The sequence below is a fragment of the Chromobacterium sp. S0633 genome (assembly GCF_024158805.1).
In the GTDB taxonomy this organism is placed as follows: domain Bacteria; phylum Pseudomonadota; class Gammaproteobacteria; order Burkholderiales; family Chromobacteriaceae; genus Chromobacterium.
Window position 1 is genome coordinate 1 of sequence record NZ_JAMZGH010000033.1, and the last position, 25,948, is coordinate 25,948.

Genomic DNA, 25,948 nt, shown 5'->3' on the forward strand with positions numbered 1-25,948 from the left:
CAGCAGCCCCGGTCCTGGCCGCCGCGCCGCAGCCGACGCAGCCCGGTCAGATTCCACCGCCTCCGCCTCCGCCTCCCCCACCGCCGCCGCCCGTCAACGCGACGGCCCCGGCGGCCGGCCCGGCGCGCGCCTGGAACAAGGTCGCGGCGGCCAGCGTGGCCGATATCCAGCAACTGCGTGACGAACAAAGCCAGAAACTGCGCAAGGAGCCGGGTTCCAAGCCCACTGCCGCCTCGCCGGCGGGAGCGGAGCTCATTAACGAATTGAAAGAGCGACAGCAAAAAATGGCGGCGCGGGCCGCCAGCGCTCAGCTGCGGTAATTCCGCAACTCTCCCGATCCCCCTTTACATGGCGGCCGCCGCTTCCGCGGCACGCCGCCATGCTTTTTCCCTCCTCCCCGAATCTGATTCCCCTCCCGAGATTTCATCGGTTTTCCATCAGGAATCCGTCCCCGCATGTCCGTAAAGTGGATGCCAACATCGCAGAACCTTGCGCACTCACCGACAGACACCATGGCAGCTGAAGACATCACTCTCTCCGCGCCGGCGCCCATCGTGGTCCGCCTGCTCAACAGCCCGCTGCGCGGCTGCGAATTCCTGCTGCAGCCAGGCAAGACCCTGTTCCTGGTCGGCCCCGCCGCCGCCCTGACCGAGGCCGGCCAGTTGCCGGAATTGCCGGCAGACGCCCTGTTCATTCCTCTGGAGCAAGGCGGGGTCAATTTCGAAGTGCTGATCGACCGCGCCGAACCCGACCGGGTGACGCTGCGCGAACTGCGCGACGCCGGCGTGGACGAGCGTCCGGCCGAATTCAACCGCCCGCTGCGCATCGGCGCGCTGGAACTGGCCTTGCGGCCGGAGCACCTGTCCTGGTCGCCGGAAGTGCTGGGCCACGGCCAGGACGCGCCGCCGCCGGAACAAAAACCGGCGCGCCGCCACGCCGCCGCCGCGGTGGCGCTGGCGGTGATCGCCGCGCTATTGCTGGCCGGCGGCGGCTACTGGCTGTGGAACACCCCGCAACGCCAGGCCTCGGAATTGAACGCGCTGCTGGGACGCGACAGCCAGCGCTTCCAGGTGCTGCCCGGCCGCGACGGCGTGTTCTACGTCTCCGCCGCCAATGAGCGCGACAGCGCCTGGGCGCGGCAAGTGCTGGCGCGCGGCGACTACAACCGCCCGGCGCAGGTGCTCAGCCCTCAGCAGGAAAACGAACGCATGGGCCGCTGGCTGGCGGATAACTACCCCCACCTGCCCTATTACCGCTTGCAGCTGGACAACCCTCGCCGGCCGCAGCTGTGGGTCAGCCAACAGCGCGCCGCGCTGGGCGGGCCGGCCAGCCAGGCGCTGTCGCAGCGGCTGGCCGAGCAGATGCCCTACGCCGACGCGGTGGACATCGTGCCGGTGGACGACGCCGCCGCCGCGAGCCAGGCCGAAACCGGCCTGTCGCGCCAGGCGCTGCCCTTCACCCGCAGCGAGCAGCCCAACGGCGTCACCTTCGTGATCCAGGGCGCGCTGGACGACGGCGAACTATTGCGCGCGCGCCGCTTCGTCGACGACTACTACCGCCAGTGGGGCGGCCGCTACGTGCAATTCGCCATTGAATTGAAGGACGACTGGCTCAAGGGCAAGTCCTTCAAGTACGGCAACCAGGGTTACGTCAAGATGGCGACCGGCCACTGGTACTTCCCCAAACCCCTGTAAATAAAAGGAAAACCACCATGCCAATTATCTCTAATCCGGACTGGACCCTCAGCGACATGTCCAAGGAGTTCGACACCGGCACCAGCAAGCTCCAAACCGAACTGACCGACGCGCTGAAAAAGTTGAACGGCAACCCGTCCAACCCCCAGTTGCTGGCCGACTACCAAAGCAAGCTGTCCGAGTACAACCTGTACCGCAATGCGCAGTCCAACACCGTCAAAGTGTTCAAGGACATCGACGCGGCCATCATCCAGAACTTCCGCTAAACCCCGACGCCGGCCACGCGCCGGCGCTTCAGGAGTCCGCCCATGACCCCCATCGCCGCCCTCTCTCTGGATTCGCTGACCGCCCAGGTCAGCGACATCACCCGCTCCGAGCACAATCTCGTGTCGCTGGACGACCGCCTGATCCAGGCCTTCTCGCAAAACGCCGTCGGCGTAGGCATGGAGAAGGACGCCATTCTGCAACGGCTGGAACAGCCGGGCCTGTTGAGCAATCCGGCCGTGCTGATGGAGCTGCAGCAGCGCACCTCCAATTACAACCTGGAGGTGTCCATGATCAGCACCCTCACCCGCAAGACCGTGGGCGCGGTAGAAAGCCTGCTGCGCTCATGATCCGCCATGGTTTCAAAGCCGTATTGCTGGCCTTGCTGCTGACCGGCTGCCAGCAGAAGGACTTGCTCAAAGGCCTGGATCAGCAGCAGGCCAATGAAGTGATCGCCGTCTTGCAGCGCCACAATATCGAGGCCGACAAGACCGACCGCGGCAAGACCGGCTTCAGCATCGCCGTGGCGCAGCCGGACTTCGCCGCCGCCGTGGACTGGCTGAAGGCCTACAACCTGCCGTCGCGGCCGCGGATGGAAGTGGCGCAGATGTTCCCGGCGGATTCGCTGGTGTCCTCGCCGCGCGCGGAAAAGGCGCGGCTGTACTCCGCCATCGAGCAGCGGCTGGAGCAGTCGCTGCAAACCATGGACGGCGTGCTGTCCGCGCGCGTGCACGTCAGCTACGACCTGGACTCCGGCGAAGGCGGCCGCGCCGCCAAACCCATCCACCTGTCCGCGCTGGCGGTGTACGACCGCGACGTGGACCCAGAGCAAATGGTCAACGATATCAAGCGTTTCCTGAAGAACAGTTTCGCCGACATCGATTACGACAATATCTCGGTGGTGCTGTCGCGGCGCAGCGAGGCGCAGCAGCAGGCGCCCACCGCGCCGGCGGAAGAGCGCGGCTCCGGCCTGAGCTGGCTGATGGCCGGCGTGGCGCTGATCGCCCTCCTGGGCGCGGCGGCGGCCTGGCTGTGGCAGCGCCGCGCGCCCAAACCCGTCGCCGAGCCGCCGGCCGCCGAGCCGCAGGCCGGACATGAGTAGCCGGCCCGCGGCCCGCTCGCCGGCGCTGCAAGCGCTGCTGTACGACCCGCTGGCCTATCTGCACCCGCGGCGCTTGGTTCTGCCGCCGGCGCTGACCGCCTCCGCCGCCGCGCGCGCGGCGGCCAATGAGCTGCTGATCTCCGCCTATCGGCTGGACAGCGACTGCGCCGACGCCCAGTTGGACCCGCTGGCGCGGCAATGGCTGCGCCACTGGCGGCGCTTGCCGCAAACCGCCTATTTGCTGGGTTGCCACGCGCTGCGCGCCGGCCTGGGCTGGCAGGCGGGCCTGCTGCGGCTGCCGGACTGGGCCCAGGACTTCGCCGCCGTGGCGCTGCCGCCGGACGCCGCCGCCGCGCAGCGGCCGGCGCTCAGCCACGGCGCGCTGCTGCTGACCGGCTACGGCCGCCTGCAGGCCTGGCGCGAGCGTCTGCCGCGCCCCTTGGCGCAACGCTTGCCGCTGCAGTTCCCGCCGGAGGCCGACGCCGCGCCGCCGCAGCCGCCCGCCGACGCCCTGATTCTGACCTTGGCCCTACAACATGCCCAGAGACATCCCCACATCCCGCCCTCCGACCGCCGCTGAAGGCGTGCTGGTGCGCCGCGGCCAGCTGCGCCGAGCCGAACGCGCCGATCAGCTGGAACGCGAGGCGCGACAACAGGCGCAGCGCGTGCTGCGCGACGCCGAGCGCCAGGCCGAAGCCCTGCGCCGGCAAGCCTGCCAGGACGGCTATCAGCAAGGCATGCTCGCCGCGCTGGAACACGCGGCCGCCCATCTGGCCGCCGGCCAGGCCATGGCCTGGAACTGGCGGGAGCGGCTGGAGCAAGAGGCCCGCGCCATGCTGAGCGCCGCGGTGGACCATCCGGACACCCTGCTGCTGCTGCTGGACGAATGGCTGCGCGGCCTGGATCAGCCGGACGCCACCCTCTATCTGCAGCTGCCCAAGCGCGCCCGCGCGCTGCAGCCGCAGTTGATGACGCTGCTGACGGAAAACTGGCCCGGCGCCATCCAGATCGACTATCACGCCGACACGCGCTTCATGATGCGCTGCGCGGACCAGGCGGCGGAATTCTCGCCGGAACAATACGTGGAGCCGGCCAGCCGCCAGTTGCTGCAATGCCTGGAGCCCTTGCCTCAGGACTGCCGCCGTTTGTCGGAGCAGGCGCTGCGCGGCTTGATCGCGCAACTGGAACAAGACCTGGCGGCCTTGACCGCCGTAGACAGGAGCCCGGAATGATCCCCTCGCTGACCCCTTCCGCCATCGGCCGCGCCGCAGCGGCCGGCGACGACATCGTCCCGCTGCAGCAACGGCTGCTGGCCGCGGCGCAAAACGCCGACGGCGCCGCGCCGCCGACGGAAACCCCGGCGACCGACGACGCCAAGCCAGTGGAGCCGCCGCCGCACAAATGGCCGGACTTCCAGTCCGACCCGTTGGCGGTGGCCTTCCTCGCGGCGCTGCGCCAGCTGTCGCCGCCAGCGTCCGACTCGCAAGAAGACAAACAGCGCTACGCCGACGCCGTCGGCAAGTTGCTGGGCGAATTCAAAGACCCGGCCACCGGCGAACTGGCCTTCACCACCTTGAAGCAGAAAAACGACATGATCCAGCGCACGCTGGAACAGATCGACGCCGCCTCGCCGCTGCACACCGCGCTGATGACCTCGCTGGTGGGCAATATCGGCGTTGCCGGCATGATGCAGCAATGGATGCAGGACGCCATCATGTCCGGCGGCGTGCCCAAGGAGATGGAGGACTGGTGATTCACACCGCGTCCCACAAGGCCCGCGCCGCCGCCGCGTGGTAGAAGGCGTCGCCGCTGCGCTGGAACTCGCGATGGCAGGCGTACACCAGCTTGATCACATGCTCGTTGCGCACGTTCAGCACACGTTGCAGCAATAAGGGCCAGGCCGGCTGCGCGTCCGGCAGTTCCTCCGCCTCCAGCGCCGGCGCGCCGATGGACACATAGGCGACGCAGAAGGTCTGCCACAAAGCCGGGTACCAATCCTCCGCCGGCAAGCCGGGCAGATGCTCCAGCACGTCGCGCAGCGCCAGCGTCGCCGTCACCATGTGCAGCGCGGTGAAATTGTCGGTCTGCCAGTACACCCGCAGCGCCGCCCGCGCCAGCGCGTCCAGCCAGTCCGGCGTTTGCGGCGCACTGGGCAAGGCGGCGGCGAAGCGCGGATCGGCCAACACCGCGTCGAAGCGATCGTGTATCCAGTAATCCGGGCTGTTCCAGCCGGCCAGCGCCCGCGACAGCCGCGCCAGCCCGTCCTCCGCCGAATCCGCCGGCGCTTGCGCGTCCAGGCCGGCGGGCAGGCGCAGATAGCCGCTCAGATAATAGGCCAGCCCCGCCGCCGCTTCGCCGGCGTGGCCGGCGCGCAGGGCGAAGGCCAGCCGGATCAGCGGGTGGAAGGCGCCGCCGCCCGGCGAGAACGGCAGGCTGGCCAACACTTGCCGCGCGGTGTCCTCCACCCCGCGCGCCGCCACCCGCTCCTCCATCACCCGGAGCAGCGCCGGGAAGGCGTCCAGCCGCCCCAAGGCCGCGTCCCAGCGGCCCCAGCCGATATCGTATTCCACCGGCTCCGCCGGCTCGGCGCGCTCGCTCTCCCAGAAGTCGAAGAATGCCCGCAGCTGATGCGGCTCCGCCCCCATTTCCGCCAGCGCGGTCAGCGCCATCGGGCAATGGTTGGTGGTGTCGCTGTGCATCAGCGAAAACTCATGGTTGGCGTCCAACAAGGCATGCAGTTCAGTGTGACGGCTTGGCGCGTTCATGGCGTCCTCCTTGAAAAATCCATGCGCTTACGATAAAAGTTAAAGTCAACTTTAAGTCAAGCGAGTCCGCGCATGCCCGCAGCCCCCATGGCCAAACCCTCTCCCTGGCTCAGCATAGGCGAGCTGGCGAGCCGTTCCGGCGTCGCCGCCAGCGCCCTGCGCTACTACGAAACCCAGGGCCTGCTGCACAGCGCCCGCTCCGCCGGCGGCCAACGCCGCTACCCGCGCGACGCGCTGCGCCGCGTCGCCTTCATCCGCGCGGCCCAGATCGTCGGCATCAGCCTGGACGACATCCGCGGTTCGCTGGCCGCGCTGCCCAGCCAGCGCACGCCGACCCCGCGCGACTGGGAGGCCTTGTCCGCGGACTGGCTGCCGCGTTTGCAGCAGCGCATAGACGAACTGACCCGGCTGCGCGACCGGCTGGGCAACTGCATAGGCTGCGGCTGCCTGTCTCTGAGCCAGTGCGCGCTGTACAACCCCGGCGACTGCGCGGCCAGCCTGGGCGACGGACCGCGTTACCTGATAGGCGAACCGCCGGCGGAAGCGCCGGGCCAACAACCGGGCTGAACGCCTGTTCTAAAGTCTCGCGTGCAAGAGCGAGACAAGGCGAAAACGGGCAAAAAAGCGGAATGTGCACGTGGTGCATGAGCATTTTGAGCTTGGTTTCAACGCCCATTTCTATCCATCCCGCCGACGCGCAGCAGATCGTAAACAGGTTCTGAGCGCTTCCTGAAAGCCGCTGTCGCAACGGCGCGGTGTAATAGCGCCCATTTCAACGCCACTGGAGCGCCACCATGCTATTGCCTCTCGGCTTTCCCTCCGTTCGGCCCAACGCCAGCCCCTCGCACGCCCCTGCCCAGGCCCCGGAGCCCCCCGTCGCCCAGACCGGCAGCCTCAAGGGCAAGCCGGTGCGCATAGACGACAGCGCCGAAAGCCGCGGCAAAGCCCATGCGGTCTTGAGCGAATGTCTGTCCGACGTGGGCCGCTTCTTCCAGCCGCTGAGCGGCCGGGTCGCCCGCTTCTTCGGCGCGATCCCGGACTGGGTGCGCAAGCTGACAGGCCAGGCCAAGCCGGCCGCGGCCAGCGCGCAGCAAGCGCCCGTGTCTCCTCTCACCGCGTCGTTCGCCGCCAATTTCTGCCGCCTGTGCGACACGTTCCAGGCCAGCCTGGCGGATAAGCGCAATATGGACGGCGCCTTCCGCGTGCCGGCATCCCACGAGAAATTGCAGAACGTGAAACAACAGATGGCGAATGGAGAGATGGCGCCGGACTCGCTCAGCCACATCGAGATTGCCGCGCTAATCAAGGACACCCTGAAACAATTGCCGCTGCCCAGCGATCAAGACCTGCACGCGCTGCACGCCAGCGGCGCAGACGTCACCCGCCTGCACCGCGAGATGTTGTCGCAATTGCCGGAAGGGCCGCTCAAGCAGTGCGGAAGCGCGGCGATGCGCACCCTGGCCTTGAGCCATCGCCATGCCGACGCCGGCACCGGCAGCGCGTTCAGCAAAACCTCCATCGAGGTTTCCGCGCCGCTGTGGCAGATGACCGAGCTCCAACTGGCCAAGACCATGCCCGCGATTGGCGGAGCGCTGCTGCAAGGCTGGCTGGATGAGCCATCCGCCCCGGCGGGCCCGCAAGCCGCGCTGATGCAGGAGTTGCGCGCCAAGCTGAACGCCGGACAGTAAGCACCATGCCGCCGGCCGCCGCGCGCGGCCGGCTTCCCTTCCCTCATCCAAAAAAGAAAAACCATGTCCACGCCTTTCCAACACGCCGTCGCCCAGCTTTGCCAGTCTCTGTCCCTGCAGCCGCCGGAACGGATGGACGACAGTCTGTTCACCTTGCAAGTGGGCGAACACGCGGTGCACCTGAGCGAACAGCCGGCGCGCCAGTTGCTGATGTTCTGCTGCCTGTCGCCGCAACAGGCGCAAACGGACGCGCCGCCGCTGCGGCAGAATCTGTTCAGCGACGATCCGCTCAAACCGGTGATCGGCCAATCCGAGCACAGCCAGGACTGGGTGCTGTGGAACCGTCAGCCGCTGGCCGATTGCGACGCCGCCGCGCTGCAGCGGCAGTTGGAGCGCATCAGCGATTGCGCCGAACAGTGCTGCCGCGCGCCGGAACCGGCGGCGTCGACCTTCGCGCCGCAGGCGCTGCGTCAGCGCCACGCCCGGCTGCATTGCTGAGCAGGACAAAACCCGCACGAAAACGGCCGAGGCCGCCGGCATACCCCAGTACGCCGGTCAAGCCTCGGCCGCGCTCAATCAACGGCAAGCGCCGCCTACAAGTCCACCACCGGGAAATCGATCTCGGTGCCGGCGATCAGATTGGCGTAATTGGTCAGCGTGTTCAGCGCCACCGCGGCGATCACCTCCACCAGCAGGCCGTCGTCGACGCCGGCTGCGCGCGCCGCGGCCAGGTCCTGATCGGACAACACGCCGCGCTGGCTGACGATTTGCCCGGTCAGCCTGGCGATCGCGGCGGTCTGCGCGTCGGCGGCCTGACCGGCCCGCGCCGCCTGGATGTCGGCCTCGCTCAGGCCCGCGCCCTTGCTCATCAGGGTATGGGCGGACAGGCAGTACTGGCAGGCGTTGGCCTGAGCGGCCGCCAAGGCGATCACTTCGCGCTGGCGCGCGCTGAGCTTGCCCTTGGCCAGGGCTTCGGAGAAGCCCAGATAAGCGTTCAACACCGCCGGAGACTGGGCGAAGGTGGCGAACAGATTGGGCACCTTGCCCAGCTTGGCCTTGACGGCGTCCAGGGTGGCGCTCAGTTCCGGGCTGGCTTGATGGCGGTCTACGGTGGGGATGCGGGGCATGATGGGCTCCTGACTCTCGAGTTGAACGACGATGGGGACTGCACAGAAGTCATCTTGCAATACAATCAGAAGCCTATCGTCTCGAAAACTTTGCAGGTCGTATCGAAATGGACCTGTTGACGCCCTTGCTGCAGCAAAGCGCCTTCTCCGCGCGCGTATTCCATCATGGCAATTTATGTCATCTGGCGGACTTCGACCCTGGCGCAATGGCCGGTCATCTGCATCTGCTCAAGGGCGGCCGCCTGCGCTGCACCTTGCGCGACGTCCTGGTGCTGGACACCGACCGCCCCTGCGCCTTGCTGTTTCCCCGCCCCAGCGCCCACATCCTGCTGCCGGAGGGCGAACGCGGCGCCGACTTGGTCTGCGCCAAGCTGGACCTGGGCTTCCAGACCGGCGGGCCGCTGGCGCTGGCGCTGCCGGAATGCCTGGTGCTGTATCTGGACGATACGCCCAGCCTGCTGCCCACGCTGCGGCTGCTGTTCGACGAGGCCTTCTCCGAACGCTTCGCCCGCCAGGCGGCGCTGGATCGTTTGATGGAGTATTTCCTGATCCAGGCGATACGCGTGGTGATAGACGGCGGCCAGATCCACAGCGGCATCTTCGCCGCCATGTCCGACCCCAAATTGGCGCGCGCCGTCAACGCCATCCACGCGCGGCCGGAGCGCGGTTGGACCGTGGAACTGCTGGCGGAGCAGGCCGGCATGTCGCGCGCGCGTTTCGCCGCCCGCTTCCGGCAACAAGTCGGCCTCGCCCCGCTGGATTATCTGACCGACTGGCGGCTGGCCGTCGTCCGTCATCAGCTGCGCCAGGGCCAGCCGATCAAACGCATCGCCGCGCAAGTGGGCTACGCCAGCCCCGCCGCGCTCAGCCGGGTGTTTGCCCAGAGGCTGGGGCTGCCGCCCAGCGATTGGCTGAAGCGGCAAGCGGCCTCCTGAGCGGCCCGCGCGTGGAACTTTGGAATCCGGCGCCCCATCTGACTTCAGACCGCGCGGTCCAAGGGATGCCGCGCTGAATCCATCAAGGGAAACATCATGAACACACCACGCCTCGCCGGCGCCGCGCTGCTCTGCGCCGGCCTATTCAGTCTGCCCGTCCACGCCGCCACGCTATGCACGCTGCTGGCCGACGCCAAGAGCGGCGACATCCTGCTGCGACAAGGCAGCTGCGAACAACGCTACACCCCGGCCTCCACGTTCAAGATTCCGCTCAGCGTGATGGGCTTCGATTCCGGCTTCCTCAAGAGCGAACACCAGCCGGCCTTGCCCTACCGGGACGGCTATGTGGACTGGGGCGGCGACAACTGGAAACAGCCCACCGATCCGGTGCGCTGGCTGAAGTATTCGGTGGTGTGGTATTCGCAGCAGATCGCCCAGTCGCTGGGCGAGGAGAAGCTAGGACGCTACGCCGACGCCTTCGGCTACGGCAACGCCGACTTTAGCGGCGACCCGGGCAAGCACAATGGACTGGAACGCGCCTGGATCGCCTCCTCGCTGCAGGTGTCGCCGCTGGAGCAACTGGCCTTCCTGCGCAAGCTGGTCAATCTTGAACTGCCGGTGTCCAAACACGCGCAGGAACTGACGATGAAGATCGTGGAAACCAGCGCGGCGGCGGACGGCTGGCAGGCGCACGGCAAGACCGGCATGGCTTATCCGCGCAAGGCGGACGGCCAGTTCGACGAGGAACACCCGTACGGCTGGTACGTGGGCTGGGCCAATAAGGGCGAACGCTCGCTGGTCTTCGTGCGCCTGATCCAGGACGACAAGAAAGAGCCGGGCACCGCCGGCGTGCGCTCGCGCGCGGCCTTCCTGGAGGAATTGCCGGCGCTCGCCGCAGCGTCCGCCCCCGCTCAATCCATCAGCCGCTGATACAGATAGACCAGCACCCGCGCCAACTCCTGCGCGGTCTGCTCCTGGCCGGCGTTGCCGCTATGGCCGCCGGCCTCGGTTTCCAGCAGCAGCGCGTCGTGGCCCAGCTCCCGCATCCGCGCCACCATCTTGCGCGCATGCGCCGGATGCACGCGGTCGTCCTTGGCGCTGGTGGTGAACAGGGCCAGCGGATAGGCCAGATCGCCGCGTAGCCGGTGGTAGGGCGAATACGCCTCCAGCGCCGGCCGCTGCGCCGGATCCTCCGGATCGCCGTATTCGTCTATCCAGCTGGCGCCGGCCAGCAGCTCGGTGTAGCGCAGCATGTCCAGCAGCGGCACTTCGCACACCACCGCGCCGAATAATTCCGGCCGCTGCGTCATGCAGGCACCCACCAGCAGGCCGCCGTTGCTGCCGCCCTCTATGCCCAGCTTGGCCGGCGCGGTCAGGCCGCGCGCCACCATGTCTTCCGCCACCGCGATGAAGTCGTCGAAGCCCACTTGGCGGTTCACGCCCTGCGCCGCCTGGTGCCAGCCGGGGCCGAACTCGCCGCCGCCGCGGATGCAGGCCAGCGCGAAAGCGCCGCCGCGTTGCAGCCAGTGCGGGCCGAAGTTCTCCACGTAGTAAGGCATCATCGGCACTTCGAAGCCGCCGTAGCCGTACAGCAAGGTGGGCGTGGCGCCGTCCAGCGGCGCGTCGCGGCGGCGCACCACGAAATAGGGAATGCTTTCGCCGTCCGGCGCGCGTGCCTGCCATTGCTCGGCGACGAAGTCGGCTGGATCGAAAGCCTCCGGCTGACGACGCAGGCATTCCTGCTGGCCGCTGGCCACGTCCAGCCGGTACAGGCCGGTGGGGGTCAGGAAATCGCTGAAGCTGTAGCACAGGATATCGCTGTCCCAGGGCTGGTCGGCGAACTCGATCACCCCGCCGCTGGGCGTGGGCAGCGCGCGCTCGCGCCAGACGCCGTCGATCTTGTCGAAGGCCAGCAGCCGGCTCTTGACCTGGTCCAGCAGATTGACCACCACGCTGGCGCGGGTGGTCTCCACCGACTCCACCGCCAGCCGCGGCTGCGGCGCCACCAGCCGTTGCGCGACGATCCGCCCCTGCCGCAGCGGCTCCAGCGCCACCGCCAGCAAGGCGCCGGCCGGATAGCGGGTCCCGGCGGCGTCCCAGTCCTCGGCCAGCTTGACGATCAGATCGCCGTGCAGATAGGCCTCCAGCTCCGCCTTGGGCGGCAAGGGCAGCGCGTGGGTTTCCAGCGCTTCGTCGATCAGATGGTAGGTCTTGCTGTAGAAGCTGTCCGAGCACTCGATCAGGTCCAGCGTCGCGCCGTCGGCGTCGAGGAAACGCCAGGCGGCCACCATCATCGCGTCTTCGCCGGCGGAGAACACCTGGCTCCAGGCATGCCGCCCTTCCTCGCCGCGCTCCACCAGCCACACTTCGCGCGGATAGCCGGAACGGGTCAGCGGCGCGCCCGGCCAGCCGGGGCAGGCCCAGGCGCTGTCCGGATCGCGCCAGGCCACATGGCTCTTGCCTTCCGGAAAACTGAAACCGTCCGGCCGCCACGCGCCGGCGGCCAGATCGTATTCGCGCGCGATGCCGGCGTCGCCGCCGCCCGCGGTCAGGTGCACCATGGCTTGCAGCGGCGCCAGCGTGCAGTGGGACACCCCGTCCAGATACCAGTCCTCGCCGGCCTCGTCGGCCAGCGCGTCGATGTCCAGCACGGTCTGCCAGTCCTGCTCGGCGGCGCGGTAGGCCGCCAGCGTGCTGCGGCGGTAAATGCCGCGCGGATGGGCTTCGTCCTGGTGGAAGTTGTACAGCCAGCCCTCATGCTCGGCGCAGAACGGGATCTGGCGGGTATCGCGCAGGTGGGCGAGGATTTCGTCGCGGAGGCCGGCGAAACGCGGGTCGGCGTCCAGCCGCGCCTGGGCGCGCGCGTTCTGCTCAGCCACCCATTCGGCGGCGGCGGGATCGTCCAGGTTTTCCAGCCAGGCGTGGGGATCGAGGGCGTTATAGTCGGACATCGGCGTCATCACAATTGCGGATCAATGGCCGCGAGGTTAGCACCCCGCGCCGCCAACGCCAAATGCGCCATGCCCGCTGCGCCCGAAGTTCAGACCGCGCTGATCTCCACTCCCTCCTCCCGCAGCTGGCGGCAGGCGTGCTCGGGGTCCAGCAACGCTTCCCCCAGATAGACGCCGGCGGGCGGCGCGTCCGCCCCCAATAGATGCTCGATCTGCAAAACGGCGCCCAAGGCCGTCAGATGCGCTTGTCCCAAAGGGTCCGCCAGTTGCACGGTTTTTCCGCACGGCCTGCCGGCGGCGTCCTTGCCCTCGACGGCAATGCGGATGCGGTGAGCCGCGCCGGGCCCGGGGTTGTAGAGCAGCGCCTGCCGCGCGCTGTTGAACATCGGCCGCGACAGCAGCCGCCATACGCCGCTGCGCACCAGCACATGCAGCAAGGCGGTGGCTTTGCCGTCGTCGAAGCCGATGCGCGCATCCACCTGCGCGGCGCCGACGATGGCGGGCAGATTCGCTTGATCCGGGGTATCGAAACGGTAAACCCTGTGACGGCCGGCGGCGCCGAAGTCCGCGACGCGGCCATCGAGAAAACCGCCGCGCTTGACCCACTTCCCCCCTTCCATGGTGTGGAACGGTTCGGATAGGCGGTCCATGTATGCGGTCGAATTCGGCCCCGCCTGATCCGCCATCGCGAACAGGATGTCGATGCCGACGCGCTCGACCTCGGCGACGGCCCTCGCCGCGTCTCGCGCCACAAGGCTGGCCACGCCGGCCATCCAGGCCGATGACAAGACCACCGGCGCGCGGGGAGGCCCGTAAGCGGCCGTCGTCAGCAAGGCCTGCTTCAGCCGCTCCGTCCAGCGGGTCACGTCAAGGTAGGCGTGACCTTGGGCCAGGGCCAGGCGCAACAGCCGGTCATGCGCATCGTTGACCAAGCCCACGATGAGCGCGCCCTTGAGAGCGTCCGGCAGCGCCGGCGCGTCCACGTCCATCGCCATCGCCTCGGCGCCATATCGCTGCGCCACCGCCCGAGCCGCGTCTAGACGACGGCCGGCGATGACGAGCTTGAGATCCGGCCTGCGCCGCGCCAGCAAGGACGCCACTTGCGCGCCCACCACGCCGCTGCCGCCGACAAGAACAACGCGGGAAGAAGTCATGCCCCACCTCAGTTTTGGTCAATTGACCAATATTAAAACATGAACTTGGTCGTTTGAACAATTAAACTGGCGCATCAACGATGCCGGACGATCACGAAGGAGGAAAGATGTCGGCCAAAGGAGAGGAAAGACGGGAAGCGATTCTGCGCGCGGCGATGCGGGTGCTGACCCGCGACGGCGGGCAGGGCTTCCGCATGCGCGCCATCGCGGCGGAGGCCGGGGTGGGCATCAGCCATGTCCAGTACTACTTCAAGAATATCGACGCGGTAATGGAAGGCGTCATGGTTCGCTACCTGGAAGACTGGGATGAACTGATGCTGGACGCGCCCGCCAGCCTGGCCGGCGCGCTGGACTTTGTGCTGGCGACCCAGCTTCAACACGGCGGCTGCGCCTTGCTCTGGGAGCTGTGGGCGCTGTCCAGCCGCAACGGGGCCGCCGATGCGGCGCTCAAGACCTTCTACGCCGGCTATACCGACCGGGTTTGCGCGCTGCTGCGCCGCGAGGCTCAGACGGACGCGCCCGACAGTGTCGTCAGGGAGCGCGCGGCGCTCATCGTCGCCTTGATCGAAGGCCTCTCCATCCTGCGCGGCAACGGCCGGGAGCAAACGCTGGCGCCGCAAGCCCAGCGCCATGCCGTAGACGCCGCGCTGGCCTTGGCGGCCTTGCCGCTGCCGCCTGCCAAGACCTAATCCGCGCTCCGCGCGGCGGCCTTGAAACGGGCGATCACCGCCGGCGCGGTGCCGCGGTTGAAGGCGGCGTACAGCGCGCTGTCCAGCTGCGCCAGCTTCATGCCGCGTCGCACCAGCGACGCGTCCAGCCCCAGGGACTTGAGCTTGCTGCGCATGCCTATCTCGGTGGCGGGCAGCAGATCGCAGCGGCCGGACACCAGCTTTTTGACGTTGATGCTGGAGTCCGAGGTCGGGTCCAGTCTTGGAAAACCTTCTTCCTTCAAGTACTCCTGCCGGTAATCCCCCAGCACCACGCACACCGAATAGCGCTTGGCCGCCGCCAGCGTCGGCGCCTGGATGTCGCGTCGCGACGCCAGCTGATAAAAATACACGTCGGAATCCAGCAGCTTGACGGCGAAGTCCAGATGTTTGAGCCGCTCCCGGGTCTTGGCGATGGGAAAGATCGCCGCGCCCGGCCGGGTCTTGGCCTCCTCGTAGGCGCGCGCCCACGGCACCGTTTCAATCCGCGACGGCGGCAGGCCGAGCTTGCCCAGGATCGCCAGAACCGGCGCCACCGCCAGCCCGCCGCTGATCCGGCCGTCCGGCCCCAGTTCCACATAGGGCGGATCGCCGCTGCTGAACAAGCGCACTTCGTCCAGAGCCCCCGCCGGGGCCCCGCCGCAGGCCAGCGCGGCGCAGCAGGCGCCCAGCCATTGTTTCATTCCGCCTCCCTTTTCCACGCCGCAGCTGCTTATTTATAGCCGCCGGGCCTCGGTTCAGTCGGACAGCACCCGTTGCAGCGTCTCCACCAGCCGGTCCAGGTCCTCGCGTCTCACCTGCCAATGGGTGACGATGCGCATCAGGCCGCCTTCGGGCGGATTGGCCTTGACCCCGGCCTGGCGCAGCGCGGCCATCAGTTCGGCCACGTCGATGTCGGCGGTGAAACGGAACCACACCATATTGATGTGCACGTCCTCCAGCCTCACCTCGACGCAGGGCAGCGCCGCCAGCCGCTCGGCCAGGTAGCGGGCGTTGGCGTGGTCGTCCTTGAGCCGGTCCACCATCTCGTTCAGCGCCACGATGCCGGGCGCGGCGATCACCCCGGCCTGGCGCATGCCGCCGCCCAGCAGCTTGCGGTTGCGGCGCGCGCGGGCGATGAAATCGGCGCTGCCGGCCAGAATGGAGCCTACCGGCGCGGCCAGGCCCTTGGACAGACAGAACATCACCGTGTCGGCGTATTGGGCGATCTCGCGCGCCTCGCAGCCCAGGTGGGCAGCGGCGTTGAAGATGCGCGCGCCGTCCAGGTGCACCGGCACCTGGTGGCGACGCGCCACTTCCGCGCTGGCGGCCATCGCCGCCAAGGGAATCACGCGGCCGTTGCAGTGCGCGTTTTCCAGACAGATCAAGCCGGTGCGCGGCCAGTGGATGTCCTCGCCGACGCGGATGCGCTGCTCTATCGCCTCCGGCGCCATCACCCCGTCCACGCCGGCGACGGCGCGCAACTGCACGCCGCCTATCACCGCCGCGCCGCCGGTTTCGTGCCAGACGATGTGGCAGCTCTCTTCCAGAATCACCTCGTCGCCGCGCTGGCAGTGGGTGAAGATGGCCAGTTGGTTGCCGAAATTGCCGGTGGGCACGAACAGCGCCGCCTCCTTGCCCAGCTTCTCCGCGGCCAGCTGTTCCAGCGCTTGCACCGTGGGATCGTCGCCGTAGACGTCGTCGCCCACCTCGGCGTTGAACATCGCCTCGCGCATCGCCGGCGTCGGCTGGGTCACGGTATCGCTGCGCACATCAATCCATTGCATGGTCAACTCCTTCTCTTAAGGGGAAATCTCGGGGTCTTGCCGCGGCAAGGTCAGATAGGCGGCCAAGGCCGCCGCGACGCAGCGCGTCAGTTCCACCTCGTCCGGCGCGTCTTCCAACGCCAAGCCGTGAATCAGGCTGTCCGCCATCCGCAGCAGGCGCGGCGCGCGCTCGGCGGGCAGCCCGCGGGCGGCCAGCCACTCGGCCACGCAGTCCAGCAGCGCCGCGTCCAAGGGATTGTCCGCCGGCGGCGGGTCGAACTGCGGCCACTCCCATTCCAATACCCGATGCAGCCCGGGCGCGGCCAGATGCAGACGCAGGCAGGCGGACACCAGGCTCTCCAGCTGCGCCGGCCACGGCAGGCCGGCGCTCAGCCGCAAGGCCTCCCGCACCGTGGCCAGGGTTTCCTCGCCGTGGCGGCGGTGCAAGGCCGCCACCAGCGCCTGCTTGTTGGGGAAGTACTGGTACAAGGAGCCGATGCCGACGCCGGCCAGCTCCGCCGCCTTGTTGGTGCTCAGCCCGGCGTAGCCGTCGCGCTCCAGAATGCGAGCCGCCGCCTCCAGAATGGCGGCCACCACATGGCGGGAGCGGGCTTGGCTGGGCTGTTTGCGGGCTTGCGGAATCATGGGCATGCGGCGGTCCGTAAGGGAGGAAGGCTTGCGCCGCGGTCATGGGGCCGACAGCAAAAAGACGGCGGCAAACGCTTAGCAAAACACGAGTTTTACCCGCTGACAAGGGCGGATACATTGAAAGCGTCGCCCATCCTCAATGAAAGCGGAACCATGAGCCAAAGCTACGCCTTCTTCGCGCTGCTGCGCGTCCACCCCAACTGGCTGCGCCTGAGCCGGCCGGAACGCCGCCGGTTCGAAGCGGAAACCCTGAAGCCGATCTACGCGCGCTATCCGGCGGTGCGCATGCGCTGGTTCGACGCCGAGGCCTTCACCGCCCGTTGCAGCGATATCGCGCTGTTCGAAACCGAATCGATCAAGGATTTCTATTATCTGATCGACGCGCTGCGCGACAGCCCGCTCCTCACCGAGCCCTATTTCGAATTCGTCGACATCCTGCCGGCGGTGGAGGACGGTTTCCGCGACTACGACGCGCAGTTGTCCGCAGGCGGATCATAGGCCGCTTAGCCTGCCGGCCAATACAAACGGCGACCTTGCGGTCGCCGTGTCGCTGCTGCGGGAGGCCGGGTTATGCCCGGCGAGTCCGGCCCGAAACGGCCGGCGGGGACACTCTCAGATTGTCAGCAGTGGCTTAATGGATTCGATAAGATTGCTTGATCTCGCTTACGCGGCGCTCGGCCTGTTGAACGGTCAGCGGGCTCATGGCCACATGGGCGCCGCAATGGCAGCGCAACACGCTGTCGGGATGCAGGGACTTGAGATGATGGCGGATTTCATGGCCGCATTCCTCGCAGGCGACCACGACGGTGGCGTTGTAATGCTTGTCCAGATCAATATCGAATCTTTGCTGCTTCATGGGAATCTCCCTTGCTGTGACAAAGGCCGGCCAGCCAGAGGAAGAGCAGGAAGCCCTTCATGACAGACCTGAAGAGAAGGATAGCTCCGCCGGCGAAAGGTTCCCAGCAATCAGCCACTTAACTGTAGTTTTTTTGACCGCGGGCAAGCCTCGCGCCCACGGCCGCCGCACTGGTCAGCAAGCGGGGCTTGCAGTATCCTTCGCCGATTTGATTGTTGACGATTGCAGCCATGGACACCCACAACGCAGATCTGGAACGCCGCTTCGGCGGCATCGCCCGTCTCTACGGGCCTGAGGCGCTGGCCCGCTTTCAGGCCTCCCACGTTTGCGTGGTCGGCGTCGGCGGCGTCGGCTCCTGGGCGGTGGAAGCGCTGGCGCGCAGCGCCGTCGGCAAGCTGACCCTGATAGACCTGGACAATGTGGCCGAGTCCAACACCAACCGCCAGTTGCCGGCGCTGGACCCCAATTACGGCATGGCCAAGGTCAGCGCGCTGGCCGAACGCGTGCGCGCGATCAATCCGGCCTGCGAGGTGATCGAGATCGAAGACTTCGTCACCGAAGACAATCTGGAACAGCTGCTGGGCCGGGACTACGACTTCATCATCGACTGCATAGACAGCCTGCGCATCAAGACCGCGATGGCGGCCTGGTGCGCGCGCCGCCGCCAGCCCTTCATCGTGTCCGGCGGCGCCGGCGGCCAGACCGATCCCACGCTGATCCGGGTGGCGGACCTGGGCGAGGTCACTTACGACCCGCTGCTGTCCAAGCTGCGCTACAACCTGCGCCGTCACCACCAGTTCAGCCGCGAAGCCGGCAAGAAGCTGCACGTTCCCTGCGTGTTCTCCACCGAACAACTGATCTATCCGGACACGGAGCAGCAGGCTTGCGACGCCGCGGAGCCGCGCGGCCCGCAGGGCCTGTCCTGCGCCGGCTTCGGCGCGGCGATGACGGTGACCGCCAGCTTCGGCCTGGTGGCGGTGGCGCAGGCCTTGAAGCACTTGGCCAAGCCGCCCAAGATCAAGCGCGGCTAACGCGGCGTAAACCCGGGCAGAGAGCTCAAGACAACGGCAATTCGATGGCCGCTTGCACGATGGGCCTGGCCCAGACGGGAGTGGCGGCCAAGGCGGCAAGATCGTCCACCCCTGGCGACACCATCCGGCCATTGACGGTTTCCAACACCAGCACCGGGTCCGGAATCTCCTGCCCCGGCGCCGCTTCAACGCTATTGTCGAATACTTGCAGCCGGGCCAGTCTCGGCAATAAGCGGATCAGATTAAGACGCGAGCTGACCCAGCGCTCGTGAATCTTGTGCTCCGGGATGTCGTGGCCCCCATGGGCGACACGCAAGCCTACCCGCGCAATGTGTCGTTCCGGCGAGTCCAGGCCGCAAAACAACATCATGACATTGTGACTGCCCGCCGCTGCGGCGAGCATGTCCGCCATGGTCCGGCCTCCCAGCGTGGTTTCGAACGCAAAGTTGCGGCCCTCGCGGATGGCGGCCTCCAGCCGGGAGCGGCCGTATTCCCACGCCTGCCCATTGGCCTTGTCCAGGTCCAAACCCAGTTGTCTGACCAGTTCGCGCGCATAACTGTCCGGGTTGTACCAGGACAAGCCGTGCTCGGCCAGCAGGCTGCCACCCACCGAGCTCTTGCCTGCGCCGTTCACGCCGGCAAGCACTAGGATGAAGGGACGCGCGGCGGCGGCGATCAAAACGCGTCGCCGGCCTTGGGCCGCGAGCCTAACTTGCCCTGGGCCTTGAACAGACTATCGACGTTTTGTGCCGTGCCCGCTTGTTGCAATTGGGCCAGCCGAGCATCGAAGCGCTGATTCAGCGCGTCCAACGCCGCTTGCTCGCGCTGCTTCAGCGCCTGAATGGCATCCTCCAGCCGCCGGTAGGTGGCGGCGTCCAGCAACACCATCTCCACGGTCGAATGGTTGGTGACAGCCACGCTGCCCTGTTGATGAACCAGGCGCACGACCTCCCCCCATTTGTTTTTGACCTGAGAGGCGTTTTGACGCGGCAAGGCGTCCAAGCTGGGCAATTCCGTAATCATCGCAGCCCCACCGGGAAAATAATGACGATAAGGCAATAATAGCCCCAATATGAAAAAATGTCTTTTTTAGCCATTTTTACCGGCCATATGCGGCTAACACGCTCAAAGAAGCCGTTCGCGATCTGGCGAGCCAAGGCGAAACCAGACGCTGCGGCTGAGAAAGCGCAGGATGCACACGCAACAAGTCGCACTCACCGTGCGACGGCTCGCGACGCGCGGCACGTTTTGAACAGCGGCTGACGCGGCCATGAAAAAAGCACCGCCTAGGCGGTGCTTTTTTCATGTGCGGGCGGATGCCGCTTACATGCTCTGGATCTGTTTTTCCAGTTTCACCGCGCGGTCGCCCGGCGCCGGGTGGCTGGACAGCAGGCTGCTGTCGTTGCCGTACAGATCGGCCAGCTTGCGCAGCGCGGCCGGACCGCCTTGAACGTTGTAGTTGTGACGCTTGAGGAAGCCCACCGAGTAGCCGTCGGCGTCGCTTTCCTGAGACTGGGAGAACTGCGCGTTCACCACGGCTTCGGCGAAGCCGCCGAGCTCGGATTCGGACAAGCTGCTGGCGACGCTGTTGCCGCTGCCGGCCGCGCCCTTGCGCGCCGCGGAAGTGGCGTAGGCCAGTTGCATGGCTTTCTTGGTGTGGCCCAGTTTCACATGGCCGATTTCATGACCGATGACGAAGCGCACTTCGTCGTCGTTCATCTTGTCCATCAGGCCGCTGTACACGCGTACGGTGCCGTCGGCCATTGCGAAGGCGTTGACTTCCTTGGTCAGATAAACCTTGAAGTTCAGCTTGGTGCCGTCTTCGCTGTCCAGGCCCTTAACCATCTTGGCCAGGCGCTTGGAATAGGCGTTGGAGGCCGGAGCCACCTTGTTTTTCTTGTCCATCACAACGCTGGATTCGGCGGCCATGGCTTTGACGTCGGCGTCGCTGAGGGTGGCGGACTTCACCAGGTCGGAGCCGGCGCTGATCATGGAGCCCAGATCGAAAGCGTGCACCGGGGCGGAAAGGCAAGCAGCAGCCAGAACGGTCAGAGCGAATTTTTTCATTGTGTCAGTCTCATTTAATTTACAAATTCAATTTACAAATAAAGCAGACGGATGCTATCCGCTTTGCCTCCTCTTGAAAAGCGATTGGCATAACTCCCACCCATTGCCGATTCACGCCCCCTCAGACCTTACCGCCGGCAAGCCCTTGCCAACGCAAAGGTTTTTCCGGAACCGCTCTAGACCGGCGGCGAAGCGGGCTGCGAATGGTTGTCGCGGCGACGCAACGCATCCGAACCATTGGCGGACGCGCCCCGCAGCACCGGACACTCGTGATCTTGCAATTCCTCGACCGAGGCGCGGTTGGCGCCGATCAGACTGGCGCGGCTGCTCAGCAGAATGAAACCGTCGCGGCCGTCGGCCAGCCGCGTCGCCACCAGCGCCAGGCCGTAGCGGCCCATGTCCAGGCCGGCCTCCGGCTGTCCGGCCGCCAGCGCCTTGAACGGGTCCACCTCCGGGCCGCCGTCGGCCTTGGCCGCCACCGCGCGCGCCCAATAAGCGTGGCCCTGCAGCTCCACCGGCAACTCGCGCCACTCCTCGCTCAGGCTGTCCTTCAGGTCCTCCAGCTGCTGGCGCACGGTGGCGTCGGTGCAGGAGATGTGGATGTGCAACTGATTCTGGGTGCGTCCGTACTGGGAATTGATGGTCAACGACAGCAGTTCGCGCGGAATCGGCCGGCCGTAGCGCTGCTCCAGAAAGCCGCGCGCGCGCCAGGCCGCCCCCCAGTAATCCGGCGCGCGCTCGCTCAGCAGCTCCGGGCTTTCGATGCCGCTGACGCGGACGGTGGGAATCAACAGGTATTGCAGCCAGCCGTTGCGGTCTTTCAGCACCGCGTAGCCGCCGGCCTCGCCGCTGCCCGGCTCCACCGCGGCGCAGGGCGCCGGCTGGCCGCTCGCCTGCTGATTGGGCAGGCATTGCCGGCTGACGATGTTCCACAAGGCGTCGGAATCGGCCCACAACAGCGCCGAGTACCCCAAGGCCAGCGCGGCCAACAGGCCGGTGGCGATTTTGAGCGTGGTTTTCATGTTTGGATTTTTACTTGATGCCACTCCGCCACTATAGCGAAGGCCGGGCCCGGACATGAAAAAACCGCCCCTAGGGGCGGTTTGGCGCGGGGCGAATCCGGCTCAGGCCAGCAGGCAAGAGGACTGGCTCTGCTCGCTGACGCGGCGCAGCGGCGTGGCCTGCTGAGCGCAGCGCGTCTCCGCCTGCGGGCAACGGGTGCGGAACACGCAGCCGGACGGCGGATTGATCGGGCTGGGCAGGTCGCCTTGCAGGATCTGGATCACCTTGTTCTTTTCCAGCTTCGGGTCCGGGATGGGAATCGCCGACAGCAAGGCGCGGGTGTACGGGTGCGAAGGCGCGTCGTACAAGGCGGACTTTTCCGCCAGCTCCATTTCGCGGCCCAGATACATCACCAGGATGCGGTCGGAGATGTGCTTGACCACGGCCAGATCGTGGGCGATGAAGATCAGCGCCAGCCCCATCTCGCGCTGCAACTCCTTGAGCAGATTGATGATCTGCGCCTGGATGGACACGTCCAGCGCCGACACCGGCTCGTCGCAGATGATGAGCTTGGGCTCCAGGATCAGCGCGCGGGCAATGCCGATGCGCTGGCACTGGCCGCCGGAGAACTCGTGCGGATAGCGGTTGATCATCTGCTCGCGCAGACCCACCTTGGCCATCATCGCCTTGACCCGGCGCATCACTTCCTCCGGACCCAGCTCCGGCTTGTGCACGCGCAGCGGCTCGCCGATGATGTGGGCCACCGTCATCCGCGGATTGAGCGAGGCCAGCGGATCCTGGAAGATCATCTGGATGTCCTTGCGCACCGCCAGCCAGTCCTTGTCGCTGCCCTTGCGCAAATCCTTGCCCATCCAGACGATTTCGCCGTCGGTGGCGGGAATCAGATTCAGGATGGCGCGGCTGAGCGTGGACTTGCCGCAGCCGGATTCGCCCACCACGCCCAGGGTTTCCCCGGCGTAGAGGTCGAAACTGACGCCGTCCACCGCTTTCAGGGTTTTCTTGGGGCTCCACGGCCAACTGTCGTTGCCCTTGACCTGGAAGTGCACTTTGACGTCGCGCACCGAAAGAATGGCCTGTTTGGCTTGTTCAGACATGGGCCACCTCCTGGGCTGCTTGCGCCAGCTCGACGGCCGGCTTGTGACAGGCGCGGATCACCTGCGGATTGTGGCTGCTGGCCTGCAGCAGCGGCAGTTCGTCGGCGCAGCGCTCGGTGCTGTGCTGGCAACGTTCGGAGAACGGGCAGCCCTTGGGCATGTGCGCCATATTGGGCGGATTGCCGGGAATGCTGACCAGCTCGCTGCCGTCGTGGTCCAGCCGCGGCAGCGCGCCCAGCAGGCCGATGGTGTAAGGATGGCTGGGGTGATAGAAGATGCTGTCGGCGTCGCCGTATTCCATCACCCGGCCACCGTACATCACCATCACTTTTTCGCACAGGCCGGCCACCACGCCCAAGTCGTGGGTGATCATGATGATGGAGGTGCCGAAGTCCCGCTGCAGGTCTTTCAACAGGGTCAGGATCTGCGCCTGCACCGTCACGTCCAGCGCGGTGGTGGGTTCGTCGGCGATCAAGACCTCCGGCTCGCACAGCAGCGCCATCGCGATCATCACGCGCTGGCGCATGCCGCCGGAGAATTCATGCGGATACATGTCCACGCGGCGCGCCGCTTCAGGAATGCGCACCGCTTCCAACAGCTCGATCGCGCGCTTCTTGGCCGCGCGCCGGCTCATGCCCTTGTGCAGCTCCAGCACCTCGGTCATCTGCCGCTCCACCGTCAGGTAGGGGTTCAGCGAGGTCATCGGATCCTGGAAGATCATGGACACGCGGTCGCCGCGGATGGCGTTCAGTTCCGGCGCGCCCATCTTCAGCAGGTCTTTGCCGTGGAACAGCACTTCGCCGCTGGTGGAGCCGTTGCGGGCCAGCAGGCCCATGATGGACAGCACGGTCTGGCTCTTGCCGGAACCGGACTCGCCGACGATGCCCAGGGTCTGCCCCTTATCCAGTTCGAAGCTGACGCCGTTGACGGCGTTGACCATGCCGTCGTTGGTCTGGAACTGGACCCCGAGATTGCTGACTTTCAAAATGCTCATAGTGGTTCTACCTCGGGCTCATCGATCTTTCGGGTCCAGCGCGTCGCGCAGGCCGTCGCCGATATAGTTGGCGCAGTACAAGGTCAGCGACAACATGCCGGCGGGGAACAACAGCTGCCAGGGCTGGGTTTCCATGGTCTTGGTGCCGTCGCCGATCAACACCCCCCAGCTGGTCATCGGCTCTTGCACGCCCAGGCCCAGGAAGGACAACACGGATTCGGTCAGAATCACGCCCGGCACCGTTACCGTAGTGTAGATCACCACGATGCCCAGCAGATTGGGCACGATGTGGCGGGCGATGATGGTGGCGGTGGACACGCCGATGGCGCGCGCGGCCTCCACATACTCCTTGGACTTGATCGACAGCGTCTGGCCGCGCACCACGCGCGCCATGTCCATCCAGCCCAGGATGGTGATGGTCAGCACCACCAGATAGAACTCGCGGCCCAGCAGGGTCACCATCAGGATGGCGATCAGCAGATAGGGCACCGCGTACATCATGTCCACGATGCGCATCATCAGATTGTCTATCTTGCCGCCGAGGAAGCCGGCGCTGGCCCCCCAGAGCACGCCGATGATCACCGCGGCGACAGTGGCCAGCGCGCCCACCATCAGCGAGATGCGGCCGCCGATCAGGGTGCGCACCAGCAGGTCGCGGCCCAGGTCGTCGGTGCCGAACCAGTGCATGCCCTGCCAGGTGGGCGCCAGGCTGATGGCGTCCCAGTCGGTGTCGTCATAGGTATGGGGCAGGAACATCGGCCCGAAAATACAGGCCAGCACGATCAGCGACAGGATGATCAGGCTGACCACGGCCGCGCGGTTGCGGAAAAAGCGGATGCGGGCGTCGCGCCACGGGCTGCGGCCCTCTACGGCGGCATCGTCCAGACGGGTCTCCAGCGCGATCGCCGCTTGCTTCTGTTTGCTTCTCAACATGGGAAATCCTTCGCGGTCACGCGCGTCAATAGCGAATCTTGGGATCGAGGAAGGCGTAAGCCAGGTCGACCAGCAGATTGAGCAGCACGGCAATCACCGTCACCAGCACCACCAGGCCCAGCACCAGCGTGTAGTCGCGGTTGGCCGCGCCGTTGACGATGAGCTTGCCCAGGCCGGGCAGGGAGAAGATGGACTCGGTGACCACGGCGGAGGTGATGGAGGAGATGGTCAACGGCCCCAGCAGCGTCACCACCGGCATCAGCGCCGGCTTCAAGGCGTGGCGGACGATGATGGTACGCATCGGCAGGCCCTTGGCGCGCGCGGTGCGGATGAAGTTGCTGCCCAGCACCTCGATCAGGCTGCCGCGCATCACCCGGCCGATGGTGGCCACGTTGATGAAGGTCAGCAGCGCCACCGGCAGAATCATGAAGCGCGGATCGAAATCGTTCCAGCCGCCGGACGGCAGCCATTGCAGGGTGACGGCGAAGATCAGCACCAGCACCGGACCGATGATGAAGGACGGGAAAGCGCTGCCCATATTGCTGATCAGCATCACCAGGTAATCCACCGCGCTGTTCTGACGCAACGCGGCGACGATGCCCAGCGCCACGCCTATCACCAGCGAAATCAGGATGGCGCTGCCGCCTATCGCCGCCGACACCGGCAGCGCCTTGGCCACCAGATCGTTGACGCTCCAGTCCGAATAACGGAAGGAGGCGCCCAGATCGCCTTGCAGCAGGCTCTTCAGGTAATACAGGTATTGCTGCCACAGGGGCAGGTCGAGATGGTATTTGGCCTGCAGATTGGCCAATACCGCCTCGGAAACTTTGCGCTCCCCGTCAAAGGGGCCGCCAGGGGTCATGTGCAGCAGCAGATAACAGACGGTGATGACGGCCAACACGGTGGGGATCGTCAACAGCACGCGTCGTAAGGTGTAGGACCACATTGCAAATTACTCCGACTCGCCGCGCCCGCCGCGCCGGCGCAATGCGCGGGCTGCGGACGGACCAACGGCGATTGACACCGACAGTCACGGGCGGGCGGCGCCGTCAGCGACGGCCGCCCGCTCAACACACCGGGGTTGCCCCCGTTTCCAGATCAGGGCCGAACGCGCGTCCGCCCGCGCGCCTCCGGTCCCCTGCGGGACGGGAGGCGTTCAGGCGTCGGCGC

At 66.6% G+C, this 25,948-nt stretch carries 32 protein-coding genes; 16 read left to right on the top strand and 16 right to left on the bottom strand.

Going from position 1 to position 25,948, the window contains the following annotated elements; all coding sequences use genetic code 11:
- From NK214_RS18235 to NK214_RS18270, 8 genes are all read left to right on the top strand, one after another.
- Positions 1-320: hypothetical protein (locus NK214_RS18235; RefSeq protein ID WP_253315161.1), on the top strand; the 320-nt coding region annotated here is incomplete at its 5' end.
- A gap of 192 nt (positions 321-512) precedes the next feature.
- Positions 513-1,694: a PrgH/EprH family type III secretion inner membrane ring protein gene (locus NK214_RS18240; RefSeq protein WP_107800843.1), complete on the top strand. Its 1,182-nt coding sequence runs from the start codon at positions 513-515 to the stop codon at positions 1,692-1,694.
- Between the two features lie 17 nt (positions 1,695-1,711).
- The gene (locus tag NK214_RS18245) at positions 1,712-1,960 is read left to right on the top strand and encodes a type III secretion system needle complex protein (RefSeq protein WP_107732058.1); all 249 of its coding nucleotides are present in this window, start codon (positions 1,712-1,714) and stop codon (positions 1,958-1,960) included.
- A 42-nt stretch (positions 1,961-2,002) separates the two neighbouring features.
- Positions 2,003-2,308 (top strand): type III secretion system inner rod subunit SctI, encoded by a 306-nt coding sequence (sctI, locus tag NK214_RS18250; protein WP_166454395.1) that lies wholly within the window; start codon positions 2,003-2,005, stop codon positions 2,306-2,308.
- On the top strand, positions 2,305-3,060 hold the full coding sequence (locus tag NK214_RS18255) for an EscJ/YscJ/HrcJ family type III secretion inner membrane ring protein (RefSeq protein WP_235086009.1): 756 nt from the start codon (positions 2,305-2,307) through the stop codon (positions 3,058-3,060). Before sctI ends, NK214_RS18255 begins: the two co-directional genes overlap by 4 nt.
- Entirely contained in the window at positions 3,053-3,640 is a 588-nt protein-coding gene (locus tag NK214_RS18260) for a type III secretion apparatus protein OrgA/MxiK (protein WP_107800846.1), read from the top strand. Before NK214_RS18255 ends, NK214_RS18260 begins: the two co-directional genes overlap by 8 nt.
- The gene (locus tag NK214_RS18265; protein WP_146176733.1) at positions 3,597-4,292 is read left to right on the top strand and encodes an oxygen-regulated invasion protein OrgB; all 696 of its coding nucleotides are present in this window, start codon (positions 3,597-3,599) and stop codon (positions 4,290-4,292) included. Before NK214_RS18260 ends, NK214_RS18265 begins: the two co-directional genes overlap by 44 nt.
- Entirely contained in the window at positions 4,289-4,813 is a 525-nt protein-coding gene (locus tag NK214_RS18270; RefSeq protein WP_235086007.1) for a hypothetical protein, read from the top strand. Before NK214_RS18265 ends, NK214_RS18270 begins: the two co-directional genes overlap by 4 nt.
- Position 4,814: 1 nt before the next feature.
- On the opposite strand, the gene NK214_RS18275 is transcribed toward NK214_RS18270, so the two are convergent.
- On the bottom strand, positions 4,815-5,825 hold the full coding sequence (locus NK214_RS18275) for a questin oxidase family protein (protein WP_253315162.1): 1,011 nt from the start codon (positions 5,823-5,825) through the stop codon (positions 4,815-4,817).
- Between the two features lie 72 nt (positions 5,826-5,897).
- On the opposite strand from NK214_RS18275, the gene soxR reads away from it, so the two are divergent.
- The 3 genes from soxR (at position 5,898) to NK214_RS18290 (ending at position 8,011) form a co-directional block, all read left to right on the top strand.
- On the top strand, positions 5,898-6,392 hold the full coding sequence (gene soxR / locus NK214_RS18280; RefSeq protein WP_233246742.1) for a redox-sensitive transcriptional activator SoxR: 495 nt from the start codon (positions 5,898-5,900) through the stop codon (positions 6,390-6,392).
- A 227-nt stretch (positions 6,393-6,619) separates the two neighbouring features.
- Positions 6,620-7,513 carry a hypothetical protein gene (locus tag NK214_RS18285; protein WP_253315163.1) on the top strand — a complete coding sequence of 298 codons (894 nt, stop codon included), beginning with the start codon at positions 6,620-6,622 and terminating at the stop codon, positions 7,511-7,513.
- Between the two features lie 63 nt (positions 7,514-7,576).
- On the top strand, positions 7,577-8,011 hold the full coding sequence (locus NK214_RS18290) for a CesT family type III secretion system chaperone (RefSeq protein WP_227105424.1): 435 nt from the start codon (positions 7,577-7,579) through the stop codon (positions 8,009-8,011).
- A 95-nt stretch (positions 8,012-8,106) separates the two neighbouring features.
- Here NK214_RS18290 and NK214_RS18295 read toward each other — a convergent pair whose 3' ends face one another.
- Complete coding sequence (locus NK214_RS18295; protein WP_253315164.1) at positions 8,107-8,640, bottom strand: carboxymuconolactone decarboxylase family protein; 534 nt, start codon at positions 8,638-8,640, stop codon at positions 8,107-8,109.
- Positions 8,641-8,747: 107 nt separating this feature from the next.
- Here NK214_RS18295 and NK214_RS18300 point away from each other — a divergent pair, with 107 nt between their 5' ends.
- Both NK214_RS18300 and blaOXA read left to right on the top strand, forming a co-directional pair.
- Positions 8,748-9,575, top strand: coding sequence for an AraC family transcriptional regulator (locus NK214_RS18300; protein ID WP_235085996.1), 828 nt, complete (start codon positions 8,748-8,750; stop codon positions 9,573-9,575).
- Positions 9,576-9,671: 96 nt separating this feature from the next.
- Positions 9,672-10,505, top strand: coding sequence for a class D beta-lactamase (gene blaOXA, locus NK214_RS18305; protein ID WP_253315165.1), 834 nt, complete (start codon positions 9,672-9,674; stop codon positions 10,503-10,505).
- On the opposite strand, the gene NK214_RS18310 is transcribed toward blaOXA, so the two are convergent.
- Both NK214_RS18310 and NK214_RS18315 read right to left on the bottom strand, forming a co-directional pair.
- Entirely contained in the window at positions 10,487-12,526 is a 2,040-nt protein-coding gene (locus tag NK214_RS18310; RefSeq protein ID WP_253315166.1) for a prolyl oligopeptidase family protein, read from the bottom strand. The two genes, blaOXA and NK214_RS18310, sit on opposite strands and share 19 nt — an antisense overlap.
- 89 nt (positions 12,527-12,615) lie before the next feature.
- Positions 12,616-13,680 carry a saccharopine dehydrogenase NADP-binding domain-containing protein gene (locus tag NK214_RS18315; protein WP_253315167.1) on the bottom strand — a complete coding sequence of 355 codons (1,065 nt, stop codon included), beginning with the start codon at positions 13,678-13,680 and terminating at the stop codon, positions 12,616-12,618.
- A 107-nt stretch (positions 13,681-13,787) separates the two neighbouring features.
- Here NK214_RS18315 and NK214_RS18320 point away from each other — a divergent pair, with 107 nt between their 5' ends.
- The gene (locus NK214_RS18320) at positions 13,788-14,369 is read left to right on the top strand and encodes a TetR/AcrR family transcriptional regulator (protein ID WP_253315168.1); all 582 of its coding nucleotides are present in this window, start codon (positions 13,788-13,790) and stop codon (positions 14,367-14,369) included.
- Here NK214_RS18320 and NK214_RS18325 read toward each other — a convergent pair.
- From NK214_RS18325 to NK214_RS18335, 3 genes are read right to left on the bottom strand one after another with little or no spacing between them, the layout of a single operon-like run.
- Positions 14,366-15,070: an ABC transporter substrate-binding protein gene (locus NK214_RS18325; protein ID WP_227105436.1), complete on the bottom strand. Its 705-nt coding sequence runs from the start codon at positions 15,068-15,070 to the stop codon at positions 14,366-14,368. The two genes, NK214_RS18320 and NK214_RS18325, sit on opposite strands and share 4 nt — an antisense overlap.
- A 54-nt stretch (positions 15,071-15,124) precedes the next feature.
- Entirely contained in the window at positions 15,125-16,153 is a 1,029-nt protein-coding gene (ltaE, locus tag NK214_RS18330; RefSeq protein ID WP_107800859.1) for a low-specificity L-threonine aldolase, read from the bottom strand.
- 15 nt (positions 16,154-16,168) lie between these two features.
- Positions 16,169-16,783: a TetR/AcrR family transcriptional regulator gene (locus tag NK214_RS18335; protein ID WP_253315169.1), complete on the bottom strand. Its 615-nt coding sequence runs from the start codon at positions 16,781-16,783 to the stop codon at positions 16,169-16,171.
- Between the two features lie 150 nt (positions 16,784-16,933).
- On the opposite strand from NK214_RS18335, the gene NK214_RS18340 reads away from it, so the two are divergent.
- Positions 16,934-17,278: a darcynin family protein gene (locus NK214_RS18340; RefSeq protein WP_253315170.1), complete on the top strand. Its 345-nt coding sequence runs from the start codon at positions 16,934-16,936 to the stop codon at positions 17,276-17,278.
- 133 nt (positions 17,279-17,411) lie between these two features.
- Here NK214_RS18340 and NK214_RS18345 read toward each other — a convergent pair whose 3' ends face one another.
- Positions 17,412-17,636, bottom strand: a complete 225-nt coding sequence (locus NK214_RS18345; protein WP_048413080.1) for a hypothetical protein — start codon at positions 17,634-17,636, stop codon at positions 17,412-17,414.
- A 230-nt stretch (positions 17,637-17,866) separates the two neighbouring features.
- Here NK214_RS18345 and tcdA point away from each other — a divergent pair, with 230 nt between their 5' ends.
- Entirely contained in the window at positions 17,867-18,667 is an 801-nt protein-coding gene (gene tcdA / locus NK214_RS18350) for a tRNA cyclic N6-threonylcarbamoyladenosine(37) synthase TcdA (RefSeq protein WP_253315171.1), read from the top strand.
- A gap of 25 nt (positions 18,668-18,692) precedes the next feature.
- Here the strand turns inward: tcdA and NK214_RS18355 are convergent, their stop codons facing one another.
- The 8 genes from NK214_RS18355 to oppB form a co-directional block, all read right to left on the bottom strand.
- Positions 18,693-19,346, bottom strand: a complete 654-nt coding sequence (locus tag NK214_RS18355; RefSeq protein ID WP_253315172.1) for an AAA family ATPase — start codon at positions 19,344-19,346, stop codon at positions 18,693-18,695.
- Positions 19,343-19,690: a type II toxin-antitoxin system prevent-host-death family antitoxin gene (locus NK214_RS18360; RefSeq protein WP_107800864.1), complete on the bottom strand. Its 348-nt coding sequence runs from the start codon at positions 19,688-19,690 to the stop codon at positions 19,343-19,345. Before NK214_RS18360 ends, NK214_RS18355 begins: the two co-directional genes overlap by 4 nt.
- 300 nt (positions 19,691-19,990) lie before the next feature.
- Positions 19,991-20,734, bottom strand: coding sequence for a M48 family metallopeptidase (locus NK214_RS18365; protein WP_107800865.1), 744 nt, complete (start codon positions 20,732-20,734; stop codon positions 19,991-19,993).
- Positions 20,735-20,910: 176 nt separating this feature from the next.
- Positions 20,911-21,756: a CDP-diacylglycerol diphosphatase gene (locus NK214_RS18370; RefSeq protein WP_253315173.1), complete on the bottom strand. Its 846-nt coding sequence runs from the start codon at positions 21,754-21,756 to the stop codon at positions 20,911-20,913.
- A 102-nt stretch (positions 21,757-21,858) separates the two neighbouring features.
- Positions 21,859-22,851, bottom strand: a complete 993-nt coding sequence (gene oppF, locus NK214_RS18375) for a murein tripeptide/oligopeptide ABC transporter ATP binding protein OppF (RefSeq protein WP_107800867.1) — start codon at positions 22,849-22,851, stop codon at positions 21,859-21,861.
- Positions 22,844-23,845 carry an ABC transporter ATP-binding protein gene (locus NK214_RS18380; RefSeq protein WP_107800868.1) on the bottom strand — a complete coding sequence of 334 codons (1,002 nt, stop codon included), beginning with the start codon at positions 23,843-23,845 and terminating at the stop codon, positions 22,844-22,846. Before NK214_RS18380 ends, oppF begins: the two co-directional genes overlap by 8 nt.
- An 18-nt stretch (positions 23,846-23,863) precedes the next feature.
- The gene (locus NK214_RS18385) at positions 23,864-24,778 is read right to left on the bottom strand and encodes an ABC transporter permease subunit (RefSeq protein ID WP_081575942.1); all 915 of its coding nucleotides are present in this window, start codon (positions 24,776-24,778) and stop codon (positions 23,864-23,866) included.
- A 25-nt stretch (positions 24,779-24,803) separates the two neighbouring features.
- Positions 24,804-25,724: an oligopeptide ABC transporter permease OppB gene (gene oppB, locus NK214_RS18390; RefSeq protein ID WP_227105445.1), complete on the bottom strand. Its 921-nt coding sequence runs from the start codon at positions 25,722-25,724 to the stop codon at positions 24,804-24,806.
- Between the last annotated feature and the right edge of the window lie 224 nt (positions 25,725-25,948).